Source organism: Brevundimonas sp. (assembly GCF_018608325.1).
Classification (GTDB): Bacteria; Pseudomonadota; Alphaproteobacteria; order Caulobacterales; family Caulobacteraceae; genus Brevundimonas.
Map to the genome: position 1 here is coordinate 13,543 of NZ_JABAZW010000144.1, position 17,968 is coordinate 31,510.

Here is a 17,968-nt window from a genome sequence, read left to right on the forward strand (position 1 = left end):
AGTTCAAGCAGGGCCGCCGCGACCGCGACTACACGCTGGCTTCGCAACCCGCTGACGCCGCCTCGCTGGAAGCCGCCTATCGCGCCAGCGTCTATACGCCCGGCCCGGTCCCGCTCTCGATCGAAACCGTCAACGGCCGCCCGTGGATCAGCGTCCACAGTCTGGCGGACAATGCCGGTTGGGACGCCTTCTACGCCGCTGTGGAAGGCCAGTTGGCCACGATCCGCGGCCCGCAGGGCTTTGTGCTGGATTTGCGCGGCGCCAATGGTGAAGCGCTGCGTGCGACGTCGCGCGGCTATGGCCTGGCCAACCGCATCTGGACGCCGGAGTTCACCGTCAGCCGCCAGCCCCCGGCAGGCTCCATCACCTATCGCGCCACCCAGGCGAACCGTCAGTGGTACGCCGACACTCTGGGGCGGATGCTGGCCGATCCGCGCTTCGTGCAGGAATCGGGTCCGGTGATCGAACAGACCCAGGCCATCGTCGCCGCTTTCGATTCGGCGCTGGCTGCCGGACAGCAGACGTTCGTCCTTCCGGGGCGGCCAATCCGGTCAGCGGTCAGGTCGTTGTTCTGGTCGACGGCGGCTGCACCAGCGGCTGCCTCGATACGCTGGACCTGCTGACGCGCCTGCCGAACGTGCGCCTGGCCGGATCTGTCACGGCGCAGGACAGCATTTTCGTCGAGCCGACCGTGCAGCGTCTGCCCTCCAACTACGCCGACCTGTCCTATGGGCATAAGGCCTGGACGACGCGCACCCGCGCCAACAACACGCCCTTCACCCCGGCGGCGGGCCTGGCCTACACCGGTGTGCCGACTGATGAAGCCGCCGTCCGCACCTGGGTCGGAACCCTGTTCTAGGGCGCACTGATCCGCCTTGAGCGGATTGGACCTGAATGTGAGCCAATCAGGGCCGGGCAGGGGTGGAACCTCGGCCCGGCCCTTCCCATTTGAGAATCATGACCGACACCGCCACACCCCACGACGATCTGCGCTCGCCCTCGGGTTTTGATCTGACGCCGCCGAATGATGAGGAGCGCGCCCGGCTTGAGGCGGACCTCGACGCGGAAGAAAAGCGCGTCCTGCTGTCCCACGGCACTGAGGCGCCGTTCTGCGGCACCCTGTTGGGCGAGAAGCGCGTCGGCGTCTTCTGCTGCCGCGAATGCGGTCTGCCCCTGTTCCGCAGTGGGACCAAGTTTGAGAGCGGCACGGGCTGGCCCAGCTTCACCAAGCCGGTGGATGAGAGCCATGTTCACGCCATCCGCGACACCAGTTACGGCATGATCCGTGTGGAAACCCAGTGCGCCCGTTGTGGCAGTCACCAGGGCCATGTTTTTCCAGACGGACCGCCTCCGACTGGAAATCGCTACTGTATCAACTCTGTAGCCCTGACATTTGTTGCAGAAGGCGAGGCTTTGCCGGACCCGCTGCATCGGGGCGACGGAACGGCCTGACCTTGGCCTTAATCGCTGTGCTAGGATGCGCCTGAAGGAGACGTTCCCATGTTGATCGCCGGCCTGCTTGCAGTTGTGGCCCTGACCGACCCTGACGGGGTGGTGGCCACCGCGCCCTCCAATGCTGTCGACGTGGCGGCGGCGATGGCCGCCCCTTCAGCGGTCGCTGTGGCGGTTCCAACGGCGCAGGACGCCGCACCGCACGGAATGACGACCGAACAGCAGATCCAGCGCTGGATATCGTCACGCACCCCCGGCGCCAGCTTCGACGAACCGCTCGATTCGGGGCCGGCGCCTGAGCGCAAGATGCATGGCATGGTCGAGGCCGGCATCGGCACCGGCGGCTATCGCACCTATGGGGCCGCCGTGTCCCTGCCCATTGGCGAGAACGGCCGTCTCGACCTGGCCTATCGCGAGGGCAAGAACGACTACTGGGGTATGCCGGGGCTCTATGGTTCGCCCGGTTTCTACAACGGGCCGGGCTATTACCCCGGATACGGTTATGGCGGCCTGGGCCGGTATCGCGTCCAGGATTCCACCAGCAGGACGATGTCTGTCGGCTTCAGCTGGAGCAAGGAAGGCGACAAGGACGACCGCCGCGACCGTTCGCCTTTCCCCGCCTACTGAACGGCGCACCGTTTCCTCTGCCAAGACTCAGAAAGGCCCGGCGAACGCCGGGCCTTTTCGTTTTCAGTTCGATTTCGCAGGCGCCGCGCCGGTTTTAAGGGACCAGGCCTGTCACGCGTCCGACGCCATCTCCCTTGGCTTCGTCGTCGGGCAGAATGCCGTCTTTTTCAGCGCGTTCTTCCAGGTCGTCGGCCTCGTGCTGAAGGTCTTCGATTTCGGCGGGTGTGGGGGTGTCTGGCGTGGTCATCGTGATCTCCGTTGCCGAGAGAAAACAGTTCAGGCGATGAGCCGTTCCACGGGCGTGCGACGTATCCGTGTTGAGCGCGACTTATGATTCATGGCCGGGCGCGGCGGCAGGCGCGGCGAATCCCATGCCGTTGGAAACGCAAAAAGGCCCGGCGAATGCCGGGCCTTTTCAGTTCTCAGATGGTGCCGCCGGGGGGAATCGAACCCACGACCTCAGCCTTACCAAGGGCGAAGGGAGCATCTGTTTTTCTCCTAGTTTCCAACAACTTTGAGCATGGGCTGATTGCCGCTCCCCGTCATTTCCCCAGATTTGGGGAATGTGTCATCGCCCCAGACGGTACTGATCGAACTGGCGAGGTGCGAGGTGTTCACATGGGCATAGCGCATAACCATTGAGGCGCTCTTCCAGCCGCCCAGCTCCATCAGAGCCGTCAGATCTCGGTTCGCGCGATAGTGCCAGGTCGCCCATGTGTGGCGGCAGTCATGGGGCGTGAAGTCCTCAAGCTTTGCGCGCTTCAGCATTCCCGCCCATGCGGTCTTGATCTGACCTCCGCCGCCCTCTCTGACCTCGTAGGGATCGCCGAGAGGCCGCTGAATGCCTTTCACTGTGGTTCGGGGCAGGGCGCGTCGGAATACGGCTCCCTCGCGATGTGGGAGCGCCGACAGCGCCTCAACGACCTTGGGATGAAGCGGGACCCCGCGAGCCTCGCCGTTCTTGGTGTCGATGAATTCTACGTGCGCCCTGGTGAGATCGACATTGCGCCAATCGAGATACAGCGCCTCGGACAGGCGGGCTCCCGTCGAGAAGAGAAAGATCACCAACGGCTTCATGTGAGGCGCCGCTGCGTCGATCAGCTTCTGGGCCTCTCCATGGGTCACCCATCTGATTCGGCCCTTCGGTTCCTTCGGTCGTGCCAGGACGGGCTTGTCGCACCAGCGCTTGCGGGCCGCGTGATGCAGGACGGCCGCGACAGGCGTGTAGATGTGCCGATTGATCGTTGAAGGCGCCGCTTTGGGTTTCAGCTTCTTGGCCAAGGCGTCGACTTCGGCCTGATGGATGGCGCCCAGGGGCTTCTTGCCGATCAGCTTGAGGATGGGGCCGAGGTGCGATCTCTCGCCCCCGGCTTCCATGTAACTCAGAGCTGCTTCGGCGAAGGTGCGCGTAGCGGAATCACCGTGGATCGATCGCTTGAGCAGTTCTGCCTGCCGGAGGGCGAGGATTTCTTCGGCCGCTTTGCGGTCGCCAGTGCCAGTGCTTTCGTCAACGATGATGCCCCTGATGGACCCGCGAAGGTACCAACTCGGGGAGCCGTGTCGTCGTTTGAGGGTGAGGGGCATGGCAGCTTCTCCAGCAAGTCCTGAACGTCGTCAGGCGTGAAGACGTAGGTGCGGCCAAGTTTGCGGCCGACACCGTGCGCCTTGGCCAGCCCGATCAGCGTGGCCTGTGAACAGGGAACGATCTCCTCGGCGACCAGGGCCTGAGCCGTCTTGATGACGGGCCACCCCATTTCAGGCCGCCTGCTCACGAGAGGCGGGGGCGTTGTTGTTCGCCGCCTCCCTTGCAGCAATCCATGCGTCGATCTCGGACTTCCGAGCGCACAGGGTCGCGCCGAGATAGAACATGGGGAAACGATAGGGAGGACGGTGCCTCCGGTTCAGATCGATGACGCGCTGCCATTTGCCAGCGTCGCCGAAGAAGTAGGCGGCGATTTCTTTGGCGCCTGCAAGGATGTTCGACTCGGTCAAGAGGTAGCCCCTCTAAAGTGGATCCAGTTCCCTCCGTCCCCGAGTTGTAGAATCGCTCATTTGCCATAATTCGCCAATAGGCGAGTGTGTGTTTACCGTGGTTATTCATGGCAGTTCGCGCACATTCTTCGGTGCCCAGTCGATCTCGCAAGGTAGCGGCCGGGCATTGATCAGATCGCACTGGTGAAACAGTTCATCCAGCGCCGCTTCCTGGGCGGGCGTCAGCTTGTCGGGGATCATTCTGCACCCTCTGCTTCAAGGTCGTAGTGCAGTTCGCCGTCCCGATAGATGCCGAGCGCGCCCGTCAGGGGCATACTGATCCCGCATAGGCTGGGCTCGTAGTCGGAGCTGTCGGCGTCCCCGTCGAAGGCTCCTTCGTCATCGCACTGTTCGTCTTCGTCGCCGTCCTCAAGATCGGGTTCGCCGTCGAGGGCATTCAGCAGAGCGATGGCGCGTTCGACCGCATCTTCCAGAGCGGCGCGGGTCTGAGTGGCGGTCACGAGACGTAGGCGCCTTCAACGCCCAGATTGAACGCTTGGAAGGCGACGACCTCACCGTCGTGCCAGCGGTCGCGGAGATTGCCGGTCAGTTGCGTGAACTGTTTGGGCGTCAGGACAGAGACGATTTCTCCGAGTAGCACTGAGGTCGCAGTGTAGTTCCGTTCGAGCCTCCTCGGTGCATAGAGCCGCACGACGTTCGGCGGGAGGACGGCGTCGGGATGAGGGCTGCAGCGCTTTGGGACATAGGCGCAGGCCGCTGGGAAGGGGATGACCTGTGCAGTGGGCACAGGTGTGCTATTGGCATGTGAGGCCATGACGTGATCTCCGAGATCCGTTGCGGTTTAGGGCTGGGGGGAAGCTCCAACTTCCCTCCGGCCTGTTAGCGTGATAGCACGGTTAATATGACCGAGCAAACCGTGAAATCACAGAAACGCAGAGGGCCAGCCCCAACGGGTAAAGGAGCGCCCGTGATGGTTCGCCTTCAGCCCGACCAGCTCAAAGAGTTGGACGCCTGGATCGCCAGCGAGGGCGGAGACAAGTCGCGACCTGAAGCCATCCGCGAAATCCTGCGACGCTGGTTCTTCCATTGATGGGCCAACGCACCTCTTCCACAGGCCAGGTCCGAAAGCCGTGGGTAACGGTTGTGCTTCCTCAGGCTTTCGACTGGACCGCTGCCTACAAAGTGCTGTTCGAGACGGTCGAGCATTTGGCGGTGATCGCTCTCGTCAAGATTGGGGCCGAGAAAACGGGCCTTTGGATCCTCATGGTCTTGGGGGTCGTGTTACCCATCGCTCTTGGCGTTAGGTTGGCTAGCTTTTTGCGGGCGCTATTTGAGGCGCAAGAGTATCGCCGACGCTGGATAATGTGGGCATGGGCAGGCGCTGCAGTAGTTATGTCATGGGCGGCGGCGTGGCTAACGCATGATATCACTCAGGCTCTAGCCAAGGTGGTTTGAAGTCGATCTCAGAAATCCGCTCCGCAGGTAGGGGCTTTGCCGTGTGGGAAACCGCCATTCACTCTTGCGCCGTCGACCGAGCAATCCCACCTTTGCTGTAGGGTTAACGCCCATCAACAGCATAAGGAAACGCCTCAATGGCCGACGACGTCCGTATTACGAATCTCCCACAATCTTCCGCTAAAGAACGGGTCGCCTACGATCTCTGCAGAGACGTCATGACCGCTGAAGGCAAGAGCCTTGGCGCGCCAGAAGGCTCTACTAAGCGCGCCGACCGCAAGTACCTGCTCGACCTCTATGCCGAGTGTCTGGTTGCGGCGAGTGATCGTCGCTGATGGCTGCCATCATGGGCTCCCGCATCCCGCCGATGTTCGAAGTCGGCGAGACCTATCAGCTGGAATGGGCCGAGGGGGGCGACCACACCTACCAGAGTGCAAAGGTGATCGCCTGGGAGGCCCCTTTGCTAAAGGTCGAGCTCCAATCGGGCGAGCGGATCATCAACACTGCGTCGGCGCTGTTCATCGGGGCGACAGAGCGACACTCGCCCCCGCTGGACATCGGGGCGCTTTTGGGAGGCTTAGATGGTCGTTGAGGATACACGAGGCGTCGGCAATCTGAGCTTTGACGGCGCCCTGCGCGAGGTGACCTATGGCCTGACCGTCACGGAACGGAGTGGCTTGCGGGATGGCTTTGGCCAGCTGGTTGGCAAGGATGTCGTCTTATTCAACGCATACAGCACGGACGAAACTGTGCACTTGGAGATGAAGGATGGGCGCGTCGCACCCATCATCATCACACGGTACATGGCAGGCAAAGGGCTCGCCGAGTTCAAGCTGGCGGGGGCCATCGTCGGCCCAGCACGGCCAATGCGCTAATGGAGCGCTCAATGTGGAAACTAGCGTTGCGGCTTGGATCAACGCTCGGCTGGCGGTGGCTAAAACATAAAGCCACCTACCGGCTGTTGCAGCTCTAACTTTTACGCCGCATCCCTCGCTTCGATCTGTCGGACCAGCTCGACCGCCGCACTGATGGCCGGGCTGGTCCGATTGTCGTTTGCGGTCAGAGCATCAAAGGCGACGCTGGCGACCTCAGCCACAGCGACCCGCAACGTCTCACCCAGCTTTACCCCCGACTTCCAATCGTTCGGCTGGTTGGCCACTGAGGGCGCCCAGATGACACGGCCGAACTTGGGATGTTGGACCAGCAGGCAGCCCTGCAGGGTGATCAGGTCATCGATCTGTACGGTGCAATAGGCCAGGTGCTTGATGCCCTTCAGCGTGACGGGACGGTCAACGCGGGCGATGGACTGGACGGTGATGGTCATGGGACTTCCTTCCTAGTTGAAGCTGATTTCATCGATCCATTCGGATTCGAAGATGCTGGGGCCTGCCTCGGAAGCCTGGGCGCGCGCGATGGCCATGGCCGCCGCTACGGCGCCGTCGATCTTCTCGGCGGACTTGGATTTGACGAAGCGGGCGGTGTCGCCCTTGGGGCCGCGATCAATCACGGCGTTGTTGAAGTTCCAGCGCAGGACCGGATGCCCGCCATGCCGGAGCTTGCCTGAGAGCAGGGCGCGTTCGGTTTCCATGATGGCCGGCGTCATTGAGAGCCAGCCCTGGCGGAAGTGGATGACGTTGATGCCCATGTCCTGCAGACGCGGGACGATGCCAGCGGACATGGCCGGGTCGATGGCCAACTCCTGGATCCGATAGCGCTGGCTGATGTCCTCGATGACGCTCTCGACATAAGCGTAGTCGACGACATTGCCGGGGGTGGGCGTGAGGTGTTCTTTTCCGGCCCAGGTCAGATACGGCACCTGATCCCGCTCCTGGCGCTTGGCCAGGTTGTCGGCTGGGCAGAAGAACCACGGGCGCACGCTGTAGCCCCCATCGTCATCCCTGAACGCCGCAACGATGGCGGTGAGGTCTTGGGTGCTGGACAGGTCCACGCCCAGCCAAACGGGTTCTCCCTCGCGGGCTTCCCAATCGATCGGTTGGCTGCCCCGGTCATAGACCTCCATGTCGAGCCAGGGATCAGGGGCGCCGTCGCTCCAGATGTTCAGATAGTAGCGCTTGAAGGCTTCGCGCTGAGCAGGGATCTCAGCGGCCTGACGGGCGGTGACGCGCATCTCTTCCAGCGAGCGGAAGCCTGCTGCGATGGCCGGGTTGACGGCCTGCCAGACCCTTTCGTCCTGCCAGTCAGCGTCTTTGTCCGCTTCGAACAGGATCGGCAGGAAGGTCTCATCCTCGACCTGACCAGAGGCAACCTTCTTGGCGTACTCGTAAAGCTCATGGGCTAGACCATGGACGCCAGAGCCTGCCGTAGTGATCACGATGGTGAGCGGCTCCTCGCGCTTGCCCATGGACTGGCGCAGCACGTCCCACAGCTCGCGCTTGGGCCAGGCGTGGACCTCATCTGCAATGAGGCAGGAGATCGACAGACCGTGCTTGGAATAGGCCTCGTGTGAAATAGCCTTCAGGGTCGAGCGGGATGCGCCATGCTGGATGGCCTTGTAGCTTGGCAGAACCTTCGTCCGCTGCTTCAGAGCCGGTTCCTGGGCGATCATGCCAGAGGCGGCGTTGTAGGCGATGGAAGCCTGTTCACGGTCAGCGGCGGCGACAATGACCTGACCGCCCGCTTCCTTCTCAGGTCCGACCAGATGCAGCAGGCCCAAGCCCGCTGACAGGGTGGTCTTGCCGTTCCCTCGCGGCAGCAGAATGAAGACCGTTCGGATGCGGCGTTGCCCGTCCTCGCGCGTGTCGCCGTAGATGCGACGGACTATGCGCTCCTGCCAGCGTGCGAGGTTGAAACGCTGCCCGGCGAGCTTGCCCTCGTGCAGCTTCAGCTTCTGGATGAAGGAAACCGCCCTGGCGCCTTTGCCCAGCGGATCGGGGAGCGTGCTGTCGTCAGTCCACCAGGTCACCGAAGCCCCCATTATCGTCACCCTCGCTGCTGATGGCGGGGCGCGAACGGGAGACGGGCGTTAAGCCCAGTTCGGCCGCCAACTGGCGGGCGTGGGTCATGGCGGTGTGCATGACGCGGATGGCCGGATGCGGACGGGGTGCGCCGTTGTCCCCTGCGAAGAATGGGCTCTCCAAGGCCGATAGGATGGCTTGGCACTGGCGCACCTGACCAATAGCCAGGCAGTAGTTCTCCAGACTGCCGAGATCGCCCTCGGTCAGGATGCGGCGTTCGGCCAAGATGGGGGCACAGCGCTTCCACTCGCCTTTGGCCTGGGCGGGCAGCCATGAGGGGCAGGCCGGGGCCGTCGTCAACGGCGCCCGGTCCTGTTTCAGGTTTGGCTTGTCACCCCTCATCACTGGGGGCTCCCTTGTTCAGTGCGATCTGCCAGCGGCGTGCGACCGAAAGCAGTTCCGAAACGGGTCGCCGAACGGTGGAGGTTCTGGTGATGTCAGGACCGCCAATCAGTTTCTGCAGCAGCGGGAGACGCCTGGTGCGTTCGAGGGCGGCAGACGTATGAGCGTGCCAGGCAAACAGCCGGAACCGACGCCTTTCGCCATTAGCGCGCCCCTCCGCGACGGCCGCATATAGTCGCGGCGTCATGGAGAAGAACTGATCTGGCCAACCGCCCATCTCGCACCAACCGATCAAGAGGCCTTGCCAGTCCCAGCCGCTGCCTTCTGAGGGCGGGCGTTGGATTTGCCCGCCTCCGGGAATGCTTTGGACAGGGCGCGCCCCATCAGTTCCGCAGCTTGCTGGATGCCGAGATCAGAGATCAGCCGTCCGGCCTCGATTTCGGAGCAGTCATGGTGTTCCAGAAGGCCCGCCCAGAATAGCGTCCTGAGATTGGCCATGCTCAGTTTCTCGCCGAGCAGCTCCCCGATCTGCGAGGTGGTCACCTGAAGCTTGTCTTCCAAGGTCACCAGAGCGTTGATGGTGAAGGCCATGGTGTAGGTGTCGCCGCCTGCGTCGAAGGCAATCTCGCCCTTCATCGGATTAGCCATCAGCCATTCTCCCGCAGCACAGCGCCTGAGACCTTGATGGTCACGCTGGCGGTCATTCGGTCGTCGTTAGGCACGGCGGGTTCGTACCCGGTGACGATGCCCGAAAACGTCCAGGTGGCCAGGTTCGGGAAAACGATGCGGAAGGTCTTGGCCTCACGCGCGTGCAGCGTGGTGACGATAAGCGTCTCGCTGGCTGACCCAGGCTGGAAGGTCATTTCAAAGGACGCCTCACCGGGATCAATGAGGCCTGCCAGCGCCTTCATGTAGGGCGATGCGAGCGTCGCATAAGTGACCGGGTTCACCGTCTCGTTCGGCGGCGTAATGTCCGTCACCTCTGCGATGGTGGTGAAAGTGCCGGGCGTGGCGCTCTCGATTTGGAATTCGGTACCATTACCGATGGCAGCTACGTCGTTCATTCTTCGGCCTCCTTGTGCCAGACTGAAATGTCGATGCGGGTGCGGAACAGCGGCGTTGAGGCGTCGGCCTCAAAGCTGTCGTTCTCGCTGTCGATGAAGATGCCTTGCAGGACGACGCCGCCGAGTACGGTGCGTGAATGCGGCAAGGCGGGGATGATGGCGCGGGCCAGTTTCTTGGCCTGGCTGTAGGTCTCGCCCCAGCAGTCGATCTGGACAGAACTGGCCTCCAGGCCGCTGCGAGCGGTCATGGTGGCGTAGCGTTTGCCTGTGATGCGGTGCAGCGTGACTGCGGGAACTTCGGGACCGGGGCGCTGGCCCCAGTTCACCCGGTCGGTGACCAGCGCGGCGACCGCCAGGTTGTTCAGGAGCAGACGGGTGATGGCTTCTTCCATCTCAGCCCCCCACTTTGCTCGCCTGGCGCGCGGCTTTCCGGGCGGCGCGTTTGGCGGCTTTCTGGACTTCCTCGGCGAGGATGCGGGCTGTGGCATCTAGGGCACCTTTCTTCTCCTGCTCCCAAGCGGGGCGCATGTAGGGCTGGGGGCTATGGTTGAGGTTTCCGAACTCCTGCTGCACCGCTTGCGGGTTGCGGCCTGGCCCCATGTGGACCTCGATGGGCGACTCCTTGCGGAAGCGGCCCTTTGGGTTGCGGGTGGAGACTTGAACGGTGCTGATCAGAGCGCGGGACTGCTCCGGCGCCAGCGCGCGCGCAGTTTCCGCCATGGGTTCGAGCGCCTGCTTGAAGCTGCGCCGAGCCACGTTCTTTGCAGTGGCCACCTTCAGTTCGGACATGGCGCGTTCGAGGTCGCGCAGGCCTTCAACCCTGACCTTCATGGCGCCCTCGTCGCAGTGTGAAGCTCCATGTGGCGCGAGCGTCCGAGGGGGCGGACCTCATGGATGTTGTAGGTTTGGCCGGCACACCGAACGCGATCTTTGGTCGTGATGTCTGGGAGCCAGTGCAGGCGAAAGACGACCCGCTGCTCATTCTGAACCGCATCAGCAGCCAGGAACTCCCGTCCGCTGGCCTGAACGCGCTCTGCCATCGCGGAGGCAAGCGGGACCGGCCCGTAGATGGGTGCGTTGAACTCGTCGCGGCCGGTGATGCCGTCGCGCACTATTTCGATGAAGGTGTCCAGACGGCCCAGCTTCATCCGAACACCCATGGCCTAAGGTCGCTGAGCAGCGCCTGAGCCTCCTCGGGTACAGTCGCGCCCTCCCGCCCTTCGTAGAGCGCTGCGAGCGTCATCTTGACGGCTTGATCGAAGATCGGCGGCAAAGGGTCGGGTTGATCCTCCGAGCCGATGTAGCGGGTGCACGCATCGACGGCGGCCGAAAGCATCGCGCTGACAAGTTCGTCCTGATGGTCGTCCAGTATGCCGAGGTGCGTTTTAGCGGCGGCTAGAGATACGCTCATCCGACCCTCCTGTAGCGATTGCTTTCGTCGCGCCTGCGGAGGGTCTCCATTGTGTTTTTCTGGGCAAAACCAGCCGCCATAGCGGCGGACTGCGCAGCGATAGGGGTGGCGACCCTCTCCACTCGGGCGTCGAAATATTCGGATGGCGCAACGTGCAGGATGAACTGACCGCCGCCCTGCTGTCGCTGCTGCCCGGGCGTGGAGATGTCGACTCGTTCGCCGGGGGTGGCGCGGAAAGCGACGAGCTTGGAATCTACCGATCCTGAACCGCCGACCGTGAAAGATCCGCCATCCTTGAAGCCAAGCAGGTTGCCGAAGAACCCACCCACACCGCCGCCTCGCGAGCCGCCCATCATTGTGGAAACCGGAATGCCGGTCGCCATTTCGATGGCCTTCAGGGCCAGCATCTCAACGATGATCTTCGCGACCGTGGCCACGAACGACATCAAAAGTTCCGATAGGCTGCCTCGACCCGTGAGGGCGAGATCCACCAAACCGTCAGAGAGTGACTGTGTGGCGTCGAGGATGCCGCCTAGGGCTTGCTGAACGGGCGCGCTGATCTGTGAGGTGGTCGTCTGCAGGCTCCTAAGGCTTTCGAGCGCCTCGGGATCAATCAGAGGTTTGGAGGGGGCGAGCTTGATGCCTTCCGGCATCGTAAGGCCTTGACCCCAGATGCCGCCTTCGACCTGGGCTGCCTGGTCTTTTGATAGAATCCCGGCGCCGACTGCAGCTCGTATCTTGGCGACCTTGTTCTCAACCTCGCGCGCGTTGCGTTCTGCGTCGGTGAGAAGTCCCTCCATGATGGAGGCAACGTCGTCGCGGAGCTTCTCGAATGCGCGCTTTGTTTCAGCGGTCGCGTTCCGTGCGGGCTGGACCATCCCGGCGTCTAGCTTGGCCATCCAGGCTGCCACCCCCTCCACCATGTCGGGGATGTAGGAGTGACCGACAACGGCGTCGTAGAGCCCGAAGAAGAAGCCTTTGACGGCCTCGATCTTTTTACGGACAGGTTCAACGATCCAGGATTGGAAGCGGGTCACCAGCCAGTCGCGCACAGCGCTGACGGTCCGCTGCACCCATTCGGTGACGCCTGGGAACAGGGTTTCGAACGCTCGAGCGATGGCGACGACGACGGATTTCACGGCGCTGCCGAGCGCATTCCACATCGTAGAGAAATCGCCGCGCAGCAGGGCAGCGAAGGCTCGGAGGATATTGGCGATCACATTGATCGCGCCCGTGATCAGATCGACGGCAGCGGAGAATACGCGAGCCACGATCCGGGCGAACATCTCCAGACCTTCGGTCGTGCCGCTCTGACCGCCGAAGATGGTGTTGAACACTTCACCGACCGCCGAGAACGCGCCTTTCAGAGCGTCAAACAACGGCATGATCTTCGGCCCCATCGACTCCTTCAGCGTGGTGGTGAACGCTTTCGCGACCGTGATGATCGTGTCCTTGAAGGCGAGGAACCCCACGGTCAGGGCAGCAACCACGCCGATCACCGGAAGGATGAAAGGCGCGATGAGGCCAAGCAGTGGGAGCAGGGCGCCGATCGATGCCACCAGGGCACCGGCGATGAAGATCAGGGGGCCGATGGCTGCCACGACCGCCGCGACAACAACGGCGATGGCCAGGAGTTGCGGATTGGCTGCCGCGACGCCGCGTATGATCTCAGCGAGCTTCACGGCGAAGCCTTGCAGCATTTGCAGGATGCCGCTGTCGGCGACGGCGAGTTGCAGCTCTTCGAAGGCTGATTTCAGTTCCCGCATGGCGCCGTTGAAACCGCGCATCTGAACCTCAGCGATCTTGGACGCCGTGCCGCTGCTGTTGAGCAACTCCGTGTTCAGGTTCTTGAGGGCGTCAGCGCCCTGACTGACCAGGGCGGCCATGGCGGGACCGGCCCGCTGGCCAAACAGGGTCATGAACAGGCCCGCGTCGGTAGCGTGCGGCTCCAGGGCGCGAATGATGTCCACCAGCGGCAAGAGCTTGCCCTTGGCGTCCGTGAACTGGAGGCCTGCCGCTTGCATGGCCGATGACATGGCCTTCGTCGGGCTAAGGATGCGGCTGATCGCGCCTCTAAGGGACGTGCCTGCCATTGACCCCTGAATGCCCGCGTTGCCCATGAGGGAGAGCGCAGCGGCCGCCTCTTCAAACTGGGTGCCTGCGGCCGAGGCGACCGGGCCTGCGTACTTCATGGCTTCGGCAAGCTGGGACAGGTCGGTGTTCGCTGAGGTGAAGGATTTGACCAGCACGTCGTTGGCGCGGCCCAGTTCCTCCACACCCAGGCCATAGCCAGCCATGATGTTGGTGACGATGTCGGCGGCCCGGCCCATGTCGAGTTGCGCGGATGCAGCCAGTTCCAGTGTCTTGGGCATGGCGGCCAGAATGTCAGTCGCCTTCATGCCCGCCATCGACAGGAAGCCCATGGCGTCGGCAGCCTCGGAGGCGCTGAACTGGGTCGCCGCGCCAAGGTCTCTGGCCTGCTGGCGCAGCTTGGCGAACTCTTCGCTGGTCGCTCCCGAGACGGCCTGAACCCGGTTCATGGCCTGTTCGAAGTCACCCGCCGCTCGCATGGTGGTGACACCGAAGGCGACTATCGGGGCTGTCAGTGCGACGGACATCCCGGCGCCGATGCTCTTCATCTTGCCGCCGATGCGCTCCATGCGAGAGCCGACATCACGTAGGTGCTTCTGAGCCTTATCGAGCCCTTCAGTGAAGGCCGCGCTATCCAGCCCCATGGTGACGCGCAGGGCGCCGATGACTGCGCTAGACATGTGCGCGCTCCTGCTTTTGCTTCATCGAGCTGTGGCAGGGCGAGGAAGCCATTGGCTGCCAGTTCGACCGGCGCCAGAACAAGGCTTTGTCCCCTCGGTGCGGAACCTTGTGATCGACCATATTCGCCCTGCGTCCACATCCGCAGGCGCAAAGTCTGTTCTCAGGAAGTGCCAAGAAGGCTTTGCTTTCTCTCTCCCATTTGGAATCGTACCCACGCTCGCGGGCAGACGGACGCCGTGCGTCGTAGGCCTTGGCGCGCGCAGCCGTACAGGCGAGGCAGGACCGCCCCGTCTGGACTACGCGACCACAGCCGCAGATGCTCGGCGCCCGCATTGGCATCAGGTCACCGGGGCGTGGGCTGGGCGACCGAAGATGGCCAGGGCTGACAGGGGCGTCGGCGTGCTGTGCGTGCCGCTGAAATCCGTCGTCAGGCGGATAAACCGGGCGTCACCGATGTAACCGAACTTGGTAACGGTGGGGGCGGCGTGCGCAGTCTTGAGCGCCAGCACGCGCCCGTCGTCAGCGCTCAGGTCCAGTCCGACGATGTCCTTAGCCAGAACGTCGGTCCAATCGGTCCCGTCGTAGCTCTCCTCAAGAACGAACTCGATCTTGTTCGCTCCAGTGAAGGTGATGCCGCCGACGCCGACGTGAATGGCGAAGGTCGCCGATCCGAAGCCCTGCCGGTCAATGGAGACTGGGGCGACATCGGCAGTGTAGGTGCCCGGTGCTACGGCCGAGACGATCTTCAACGTGTTTGATTGCTCGCGCATCAGGGGGCTCCTCAGCTCGTGGCCATCTTGAGTTTGCGGAAGGCGTCGGGGCGGACCACGCCACCACCGACACGGCGACGACCGTGGAAGCGGACCAGCCCTTCAGTCGCGACGGTGTAGGGATCACGGAGGATCGACAGGCCAACGCGGTCCACGATGCGGTATCCGACCCCGAAATCGCCGTAGAGGATCGGCGTCTCGTTGGCGTCGATGTCGGGCATGTCCACCGCCTCAACGACGGGGCGGCCCAGGATCGTCTCCGGCTGGCCAGCCTGGAACGACGGCTGCCACAGGAAGCGACCATCACCATCTTTCAAGGTGCGGATGGTGGCCAGGGTGGTGGCATTGAGCATCCACGAGCCGCGATTGCGATAGGTCGCTGGCAGGCTGTAGAGCAGGGCGATCAGGGCGTCGGGGGCCAGATTGGCGGCGTGACCGTTGGCGATAGCCTTGATGGCTTCATCCTGCAGGACGCCGACAGGCTTCTTGTTGCCGTCGCCATTGGTGAAGGCGACACCCTCCAGCCGACCGAACTCTTCGGCGAAGTCACCGGCCAACTCGGAGGCGAGATCGATGGCGCTGTCTTCCAGCAGCCAGTTCGACACATCGATGTAGGCGGCCATCTCGTGAACTTCGAGCGAGGCCTGGCCATAGGCGGGTTCGGTCTTTGATCGATCTTCCTTTTCACCAACCCAACGTGCGGTGATGGTGCCGGTGCGTTTCGGCCAGGTGACGCGGCCCGCACTGGTTGGGGTGACGCGCGCCGCCGCACGGATGGGGCTGATCTCGACCAGTTCCTTCTGAAGCTGGGCTTCGAACTGTTCAGGAGCCAGGAAGCCGCCGCGCGTGTCGTCCGAGACGATCAGAGCCTTGCGCTCATCGGCCTCCAGCGCCTCAGTTCCACCGCGCACGAAGCCCCAGAAGGACTTCGTTTCGGTTGGATCTTCACCGTCGCTGTCGTCGGCGCCGGGGCGCTTCAAGGCGGCGATCTCGGCCTTCAGGCCTTTGACCTCGTCGGCCGTGGGCTGGCCAGCGATTGCCTTGTCGACAGCCGCCTTCACGCGGTCATCGACGGACTTTTCCAAGTTGGCGAGGGCCTCCTTGACCTCCAGGTCATCGCCGTCTTCAGGCGCTCCCTTGGTTTCCAGAGGATGGGGGGTATCGAGCATCATGCGGTTTCTCCGGCGCGCAGGGCGGCAGCAGCCGCGTTGAGCTGAGCCACCAACCGGCGCGCACGGTCGGGGCAATGGGACTTCACGCTCTCCAGGCGGGAGAGGGGATTTGCGGGAATGGCGACCAGGCTGATCTCGTGCAGATCGACCTCATCAAGGAGGCGGGTCTTCTGTTCGCGGTCGTGGCGGGCGCGGGTGGTGCGGTAGCCAATGGAGAGGCCGCCCACGGCTCCCGCCTTGGCGAATTCGAACGCGTCAGCGCCCTCGCGGGTATTGGTGAGGATGCGGCCTTTGACCCTCAGGCCGTGCGCGTCCTCTGCGATCTCAGTCCAAACGCCAATCGGGCGGCGTGGGTCGTGCTGCCAGAGCATGGCGATGCTGGCGGGGTGGCGATGGGCAAGGGACTTGGTGAAGGCGCCGCGGCGGACAATATCGCCGACACGGTCCCGGTTGCCGAAGTTCGAGGCATAGCCTTCGATCACTCCGGTATCGCCAACAGCCTTAAGTTCGACCGGGAACAGGTCATTTGACATTGGCGGCCCCCGGCTTCTCGGTGTTCATCGGGCGGCGGAACTCTTCACCTCCGGCATAGGGGGCGCGGTTCTCCATGCTGCGAGCCTCGTTCGGGCTCAGCACGCCGTTGGTGATGGCCTTGGCGTAGGATTCCATGCGAGCGGCCAGATCGGCGCGCACGAGGTCATCCACGAGGAATTCGGCGAAGTAGGTGCTGCGTTCCTCTCGGGTCAGGAGTGAACGACGGATCGCCCCTTCCCAAACCTTCAGCCACGGCATCAGCGTCAGGGTCAGGAATTGTTGTCCGAGGTGTTCAGTGTTCCCCCAGGTGGCGCGCCCTAGCTCCTGAAGCATCTGCGGCGGGATGCGGAAGGGGCGGGCGATTTCGATCACCTGTTGGCCGCGCAGTTCCATGAACTGGGCATCGACGCTGCTGAGCTGGGTCGCGATCCATTCCCAGTCACTTTCGAGGAAGGCAGTGCCGCCGCCTCCGTCGCCGCTGTGCGCCTTGTTCCAGGCCAGGACGGCCCGCTTCATTGCATCGACCGATAGGCCTTTAGGGGCCTTCAGCAACCCAGAGGGACGAGCGCCTTTACCGAACAGCTTCGCGGCATGGCGCTCCATCACCGTCATGATGGCGATGGCTTCACGAGCCGCCGTCAACGGCGCGACACCGTCCATAGCTCGGATGTGGAGGATGTCGAATCGGTCGTAGGTCCGCTGACGACCGTTCCGCTCAGTGACCTTGTAGGCGGGCTCGCGAGTGATCGGGTCGGTCTCGACGGAGACGCTCGCCGAGGGGATCTGCACCAGCTCCATGATCTCGCCGCCAGCGCGACCGATCCAGGCGAATGCTCCCTGGTCGTAGCGGAGCGCCGACGACATCATCGACTGGCGGAACTCGAAAGCCGATGTCCACTCGTTCGCCTGATCGTTCAGCAGCGCATAGACGGGGTGATCGGTTGCCCGTTCCTTGCCACCGTCCGCAGTGCGTTCGTGGAGCGGGAAGGGCAGTTGCGCCACGGCCTGGGCCAGGACTGCGACGCAGGCATAAGCTGTCGGGCTGCGGAGGGCGCTCTCAGGCGTAACTGAAACGCCGGTCGGGCCGCGAATGACGCCGAAGATTTCAGCGAGCCAGTTGGTGGATTCAGTGTCTTGAGCGTCGGGCGCGACTGAGGGAGAGGCCTTCGCCTCCATCCCGAGAAGTCGTGCAGCAGTTTTCAGCAAAATGGCCCCGCCGGTTAATCAGCGAGGCCATTGTCGGTGCTTCATGCTTAGTTGGAGACCCCACTAGGCAACATTAGGCGATAGTCGGCATTAGTAGGCAGGGGCGAAAAAACACCAATCTGATGACTTTTCGTTTTGTCGGCCCCCGCCGGTCCAGAGGAAAAGACTGAAAGTTTGGAGATGCCCTCCCGATCAA

Annotated in this window: 27 protein-coding genes and 1 pseudogene; 8 read left to right on the forward strand and 20 right to left on the reverse strand. The window is 63.1% G+C overall.

Annotated features, from left to right (window positions below; genetic code table 11):
- The 4 genes and pseudogenes from QZ281_RS14290 to QZ281_RS14305 all read left to right on the forward strand — a co-directional run.
- Window positions 1-623, forward strand: a pseudogene (locus QZ281_RS14290) (hypothetical protein); the annotation flags it as partial.
- 14 nt (window positions 624-637) lie between these two features.
- Window positions 638-859, forward strand: coding sequence for a hypothetical protein (locus QZ281_RS14295; RefSeq protein WP_292229468.1), 222 nt, complete (start codon window positions 638-640; stop codon window positions 857-859).
- A 98-nt stretch (window positions 860-957) separates the two neighbouring features.
- Window positions 958-1,452 carry a peptide-methionine (R)-S-oxide reductase MsrB gene (gene msrB / locus QZ281_RS14300; protein WP_292229470.1) on the forward strand — a complete coding sequence of 165 codons (495 nt, stop codon included), beginning with the start codon at window positions 958-960 and terminating at the stop codon, window positions 1,450-1,452.
- Between the two features lie 48 nt (window positions 1,453-1,500).
- Window positions 1,501-2,079, forward strand: coding sequence for a hypothetical protein (locus QZ281_RS14305; protein WP_292229472.1), 579 nt, complete (start codon window positions 1,501-1,503; stop codon window positions 2,077-2,079).
- Window positions 2,080-2,173: 94 nt separating this feature from the next.
- On the opposite strand, the gene QZ281_RS14310 is transcribed toward QZ281_RS14305, so the two are convergent.
- The 6 genes from QZ281_RS14310 to QZ281_RS14335 all read right to left on the reverse strand — a co-directional run bounded on the left by QZ281_RS14310 (window position 2,174) and on the right by QZ281_RS14335 (window position 4,711).
- Window positions 2,174-2,326 carry a hypothetical protein gene (locus QZ281_RS14310; RefSeq protein WP_292229474.1) on the reverse strand — a complete coding sequence of 51 codons (153 nt, stop codon included), beginning with the start codon at window positions 2,324-2,326 and terminating at the stop codon, window positions 2,174-2,176.
- Window positions 2,327-2,577: 251 nt separating this feature from the next.
- Window positions 2,578-3,663 (reverse strand): site-specific integrase, encoded by a 1,086-nt coding sequence (locus QZ281_RS14315; protein WP_292229475.1) that lies wholly within the window; start codon window positions 3,661-3,663, stop codon window positions 2,578-2,580.
- A 171-nt stretch (window positions 3,664-3,834) separates the two neighbouring features.
- On the reverse strand, window positions 3,835-4,071 hold the full coding sequence (locus QZ281_RS14320) for a hypothetical protein (RefSeq protein WP_292229477.1): 237 nt from the start codon (window positions 4,069-4,071) through the stop codon (window positions 3,835-3,837).
- 105 nt (window positions 4,072-4,176) lie between these two features.
- A complete protein-coding gene (locus tag QZ281_RS14325; protein ID WP_292229480.1) occupies window positions 4,177-4,311 on the reverse strand; it encodes a hypothetical protein in 135 nt (44 codons plus the stop codon).
- Window positions 4,308-4,571: a hypothetical protein gene (locus QZ281_RS14330; RefSeq protein ID WP_292229482.1), complete on the reverse strand. Its 264-nt coding sequence runs from the start codon at window positions 4,569-4,571 to the stop codon at window positions 4,308-4,310. The genes QZ281_RS14325 and QZ281_RS14330 overlap by 4 nt, the downstream gene beginning before the upstream one ends.
- Window positions 4,568-4,711, reverse strand: a complete 144-nt coding sequence (locus QZ281_RS14335; RefSeq protein ID WP_292229484.1) for a hypothetical protein — start codon at window positions 4,709-4,711, stop codon at window positions 4,568-4,570. The genes QZ281_RS14330 and QZ281_RS14335 overlap by 4 nt, the downstream gene beginning before the upstream one ends.
- 330 nt (window positions 4,712-5,041) lie before the next feature.
- On the opposite strand from QZ281_RS14335, the gene QZ281_RS14340 reads away from it, so the two are divergent.
- The 4 genes from QZ281_RS14340 (at window position 5,042) to QZ281_RS14355 (ending at window position 6,401) form a co-directional block, all read left to right on the forward strand.
- Window positions 5,042-5,161, forward strand: coding sequence for a ribbon-helix-helix domain-containing protein (locus tag QZ281_RS14340; RefSeq protein ID WP_292229486.1), 120 nt, complete (start codon window positions 5,042-5,044; stop codon window positions 5,159-5,161).
- A gap of 502 nt (window positions 5,162-5,663) precedes the next feature.
- Window positions 5,664-5,861 (forward strand): hypothetical protein, encoded by a 198-nt coding sequence (locus tag QZ281_RS14345; RefSeq protein ID WP_292229488.1) that lies wholly within the window; start codon window positions 5,664-5,666, stop codon window positions 5,859-5,861.
- Window positions 5,861-6,118, forward strand: a complete 258-nt coding sequence (locus QZ281_RS14350) for a hypothetical protein (RefSeq protein ID WP_292229490.1) — start codon at window positions 5,861-5,863, stop codon at window positions 6,116-6,118. The genes QZ281_RS14345 and QZ281_RS14350 overlap by 1 nt, the downstream gene beginning before the upstream one ends.
- On the forward strand, window positions 6,108-6,401 hold the full coding sequence (locus QZ281_RS14355; RefSeq protein ID WP_292229491.1) for a hypothetical protein: 294 nt from the start codon (window positions 6,108-6,110) through the stop codon (window positions 6,399-6,401). Before QZ281_RS14350 ends, QZ281_RS14355 begins: the two co-directional genes overlap by 11 nt.
- Window positions 6,402-6,502: 101 nt before the next feature.
- On the opposite strand, the gene QZ281_RS14360 is transcribed toward QZ281_RS14355, so the two are convergent.
- The 14 genes from QZ281_RS14360 to QZ281_RS14425 all read right to left on the reverse strand — a co-directional run bounded on the left by QZ281_RS14360 (window position 6,503) and on the right by QZ281_RS14425 (window position 17,742).
- Entirely contained in the window at window positions 6,503-6,850 is a 348-nt protein-coding gene (locus QZ281_RS14360; protein ID WP_292229492.1) for a hypothetical protein, read from the reverse strand.
- A 12-nt stretch (window positions 6,851-6,862) separates the two neighbouring features.
- Window positions 6,863-8,449 carry a terminase TerL endonuclease subunit gene (locus QZ281_RS14365; RefSeq protein ID WP_292229493.1) on the reverse strand — a complete coding sequence of 529 codons (1,587 nt, stop codon included), beginning with the start codon at window positions 8,447-8,449 and terminating at the stop codon, window positions 6,863-6,865.
- On the reverse strand, window positions 8,433-8,843 hold the full coding sequence (locus QZ281_RS14370) for a phage terminase small subunit P27 family (RefSeq protein WP_292229496.1): 411 nt from the start codon (window positions 8,841-8,843) through the stop codon (window positions 8,433-8,435). The genes QZ281_RS14365 and QZ281_RS14370 overlap by 17 nt, the downstream gene beginning before the upstream one ends.
- Before the next feature lie 291 nt (window positions 8,844-9,134).
- Window positions 9,135-9,491 (reverse strand): hypothetical protein, encoded by a 357-nt coding sequence (locus tag QZ281_RS14375; RefSeq protein WP_292229498.1) that lies wholly within the window; start codon window positions 9,489-9,491, stop codon window positions 9,135-9,137.
- Window positions 9,491-9,907, reverse strand: a complete 417-nt coding sequence (locus QZ281_RS14380) for a phage tail tube protein (RefSeq protein ID WP_292229500.1) — start codon at window positions 9,905-9,907, stop codon at window positions 9,491-9,493. The genes QZ281_RS14375 and QZ281_RS14380 overlap by 1 nt, the downstream gene beginning before the upstream one ends.
- Window positions 9,904-10,299 (reverse strand): DUF3168 domain-containing protein, encoded by a 396-nt coding sequence (locus tag QZ281_RS14385; protein ID WP_292229502.1) that lies wholly within the window; start codon window positions 10,297-10,299, stop codon window positions 9,904-9,906. The genes QZ281_RS14380 and QZ281_RS14385 overlap by 4 nt, the downstream gene beginning before the upstream one ends.
- Window position 10,300: 1 nt before the next feature.
- Window positions 10,301-10,738: an HK97-gp10 family putative phage morphogenesis protein gene (locus tag QZ281_RS14390; RefSeq protein WP_292229504.1), complete on the reverse strand. Its 438-nt coding sequence runs from the start codon at window positions 10,736-10,738 to the stop codon at window positions 10,301-10,303.
- Window positions 10,735-11,055: a phage head closure protein gene (locus tag QZ281_RS14395; RefSeq protein ID WP_292229505.1), complete on the reverse strand. Its 321-nt coding sequence runs from the start codon at window positions 11,053-11,055 to the stop codon at window positions 10,735-10,737. The genes QZ281_RS14390 and QZ281_RS14395 overlap by 4 nt, the downstream gene beginning before the upstream one ends.
- Window positions 11,052-11,318, reverse strand: coding sequence for a head-tail connector protein (locus tag QZ281_RS14400; protein WP_292229507.1), 267 nt, complete (start codon window positions 11,316-11,318; stop codon window positions 11,052-11,054). Before QZ281_RS14400 ends, QZ281_RS14395 begins: the two co-directional genes overlap by 4 nt.
- On the reverse strand, window positions 11,315-14,089 hold the full coding sequence (locus QZ281_RS14405) for a phage tail tape measure protein (protein WP_292229509.1): 2,775 nt from the start codon (window positions 14,087-14,089) through the stop codon (window positions 11,315-11,317). Before QZ281_RS14405 ends, QZ281_RS14400 begins: the two co-directional genes overlap by 4 nt.
- Before the next feature lie 339 nt (window positions 14,090-14,428).
- The gene (locus QZ281_RS14410; RefSeq protein WP_292229511.1) at window positions 14,429-14,860 is read right to left on the reverse strand and encodes a hypothetical protein; all 432 of its coding nucleotides are present in this window, start codon (window positions 14,858-14,860) and stop codon (window positions 14,429-14,431) included.
- An 11-nt stretch (window positions 14,861-14,871) separates the two neighbouring features.
- Window positions 14,872-16,032 carry a phage major capsid protein gene (locus QZ281_RS14415; protein ID WP_292229513.1) on the reverse strand — a complete coding sequence of 387 codons (1,161 nt, stop codon included), beginning with the start codon at window positions 16,030-16,032 and terminating at the stop codon, window positions 14,872-14,874.
- Entirely contained in the window at window positions 16,029-16,565 is a 537-nt protein-coding gene (locus tag QZ281_RS14420) for an HK97 family phage prohead protease (RefSeq protein WP_292229515.1), read from the reverse strand. The genes QZ281_RS14415 and QZ281_RS14420 overlap by 4 nt, the downstream gene beginning before the upstream one ends.
- Window positions 16,555-17,742 (reverse strand): phage portal protein, encoded by a 1,188-nt coding sequence (locus QZ281_RS14425; protein WP_292229516.1) that lies wholly within the window; start codon window positions 17,740-17,742, stop codon window positions 16,555-16,557. The genes QZ281_RS14420 and QZ281_RS14425 overlap by 11 nt, the downstream gene beginning before the upstream one ends.
- Window positions 17,743-17,968 lie beyond the last annotated feature (226 nt).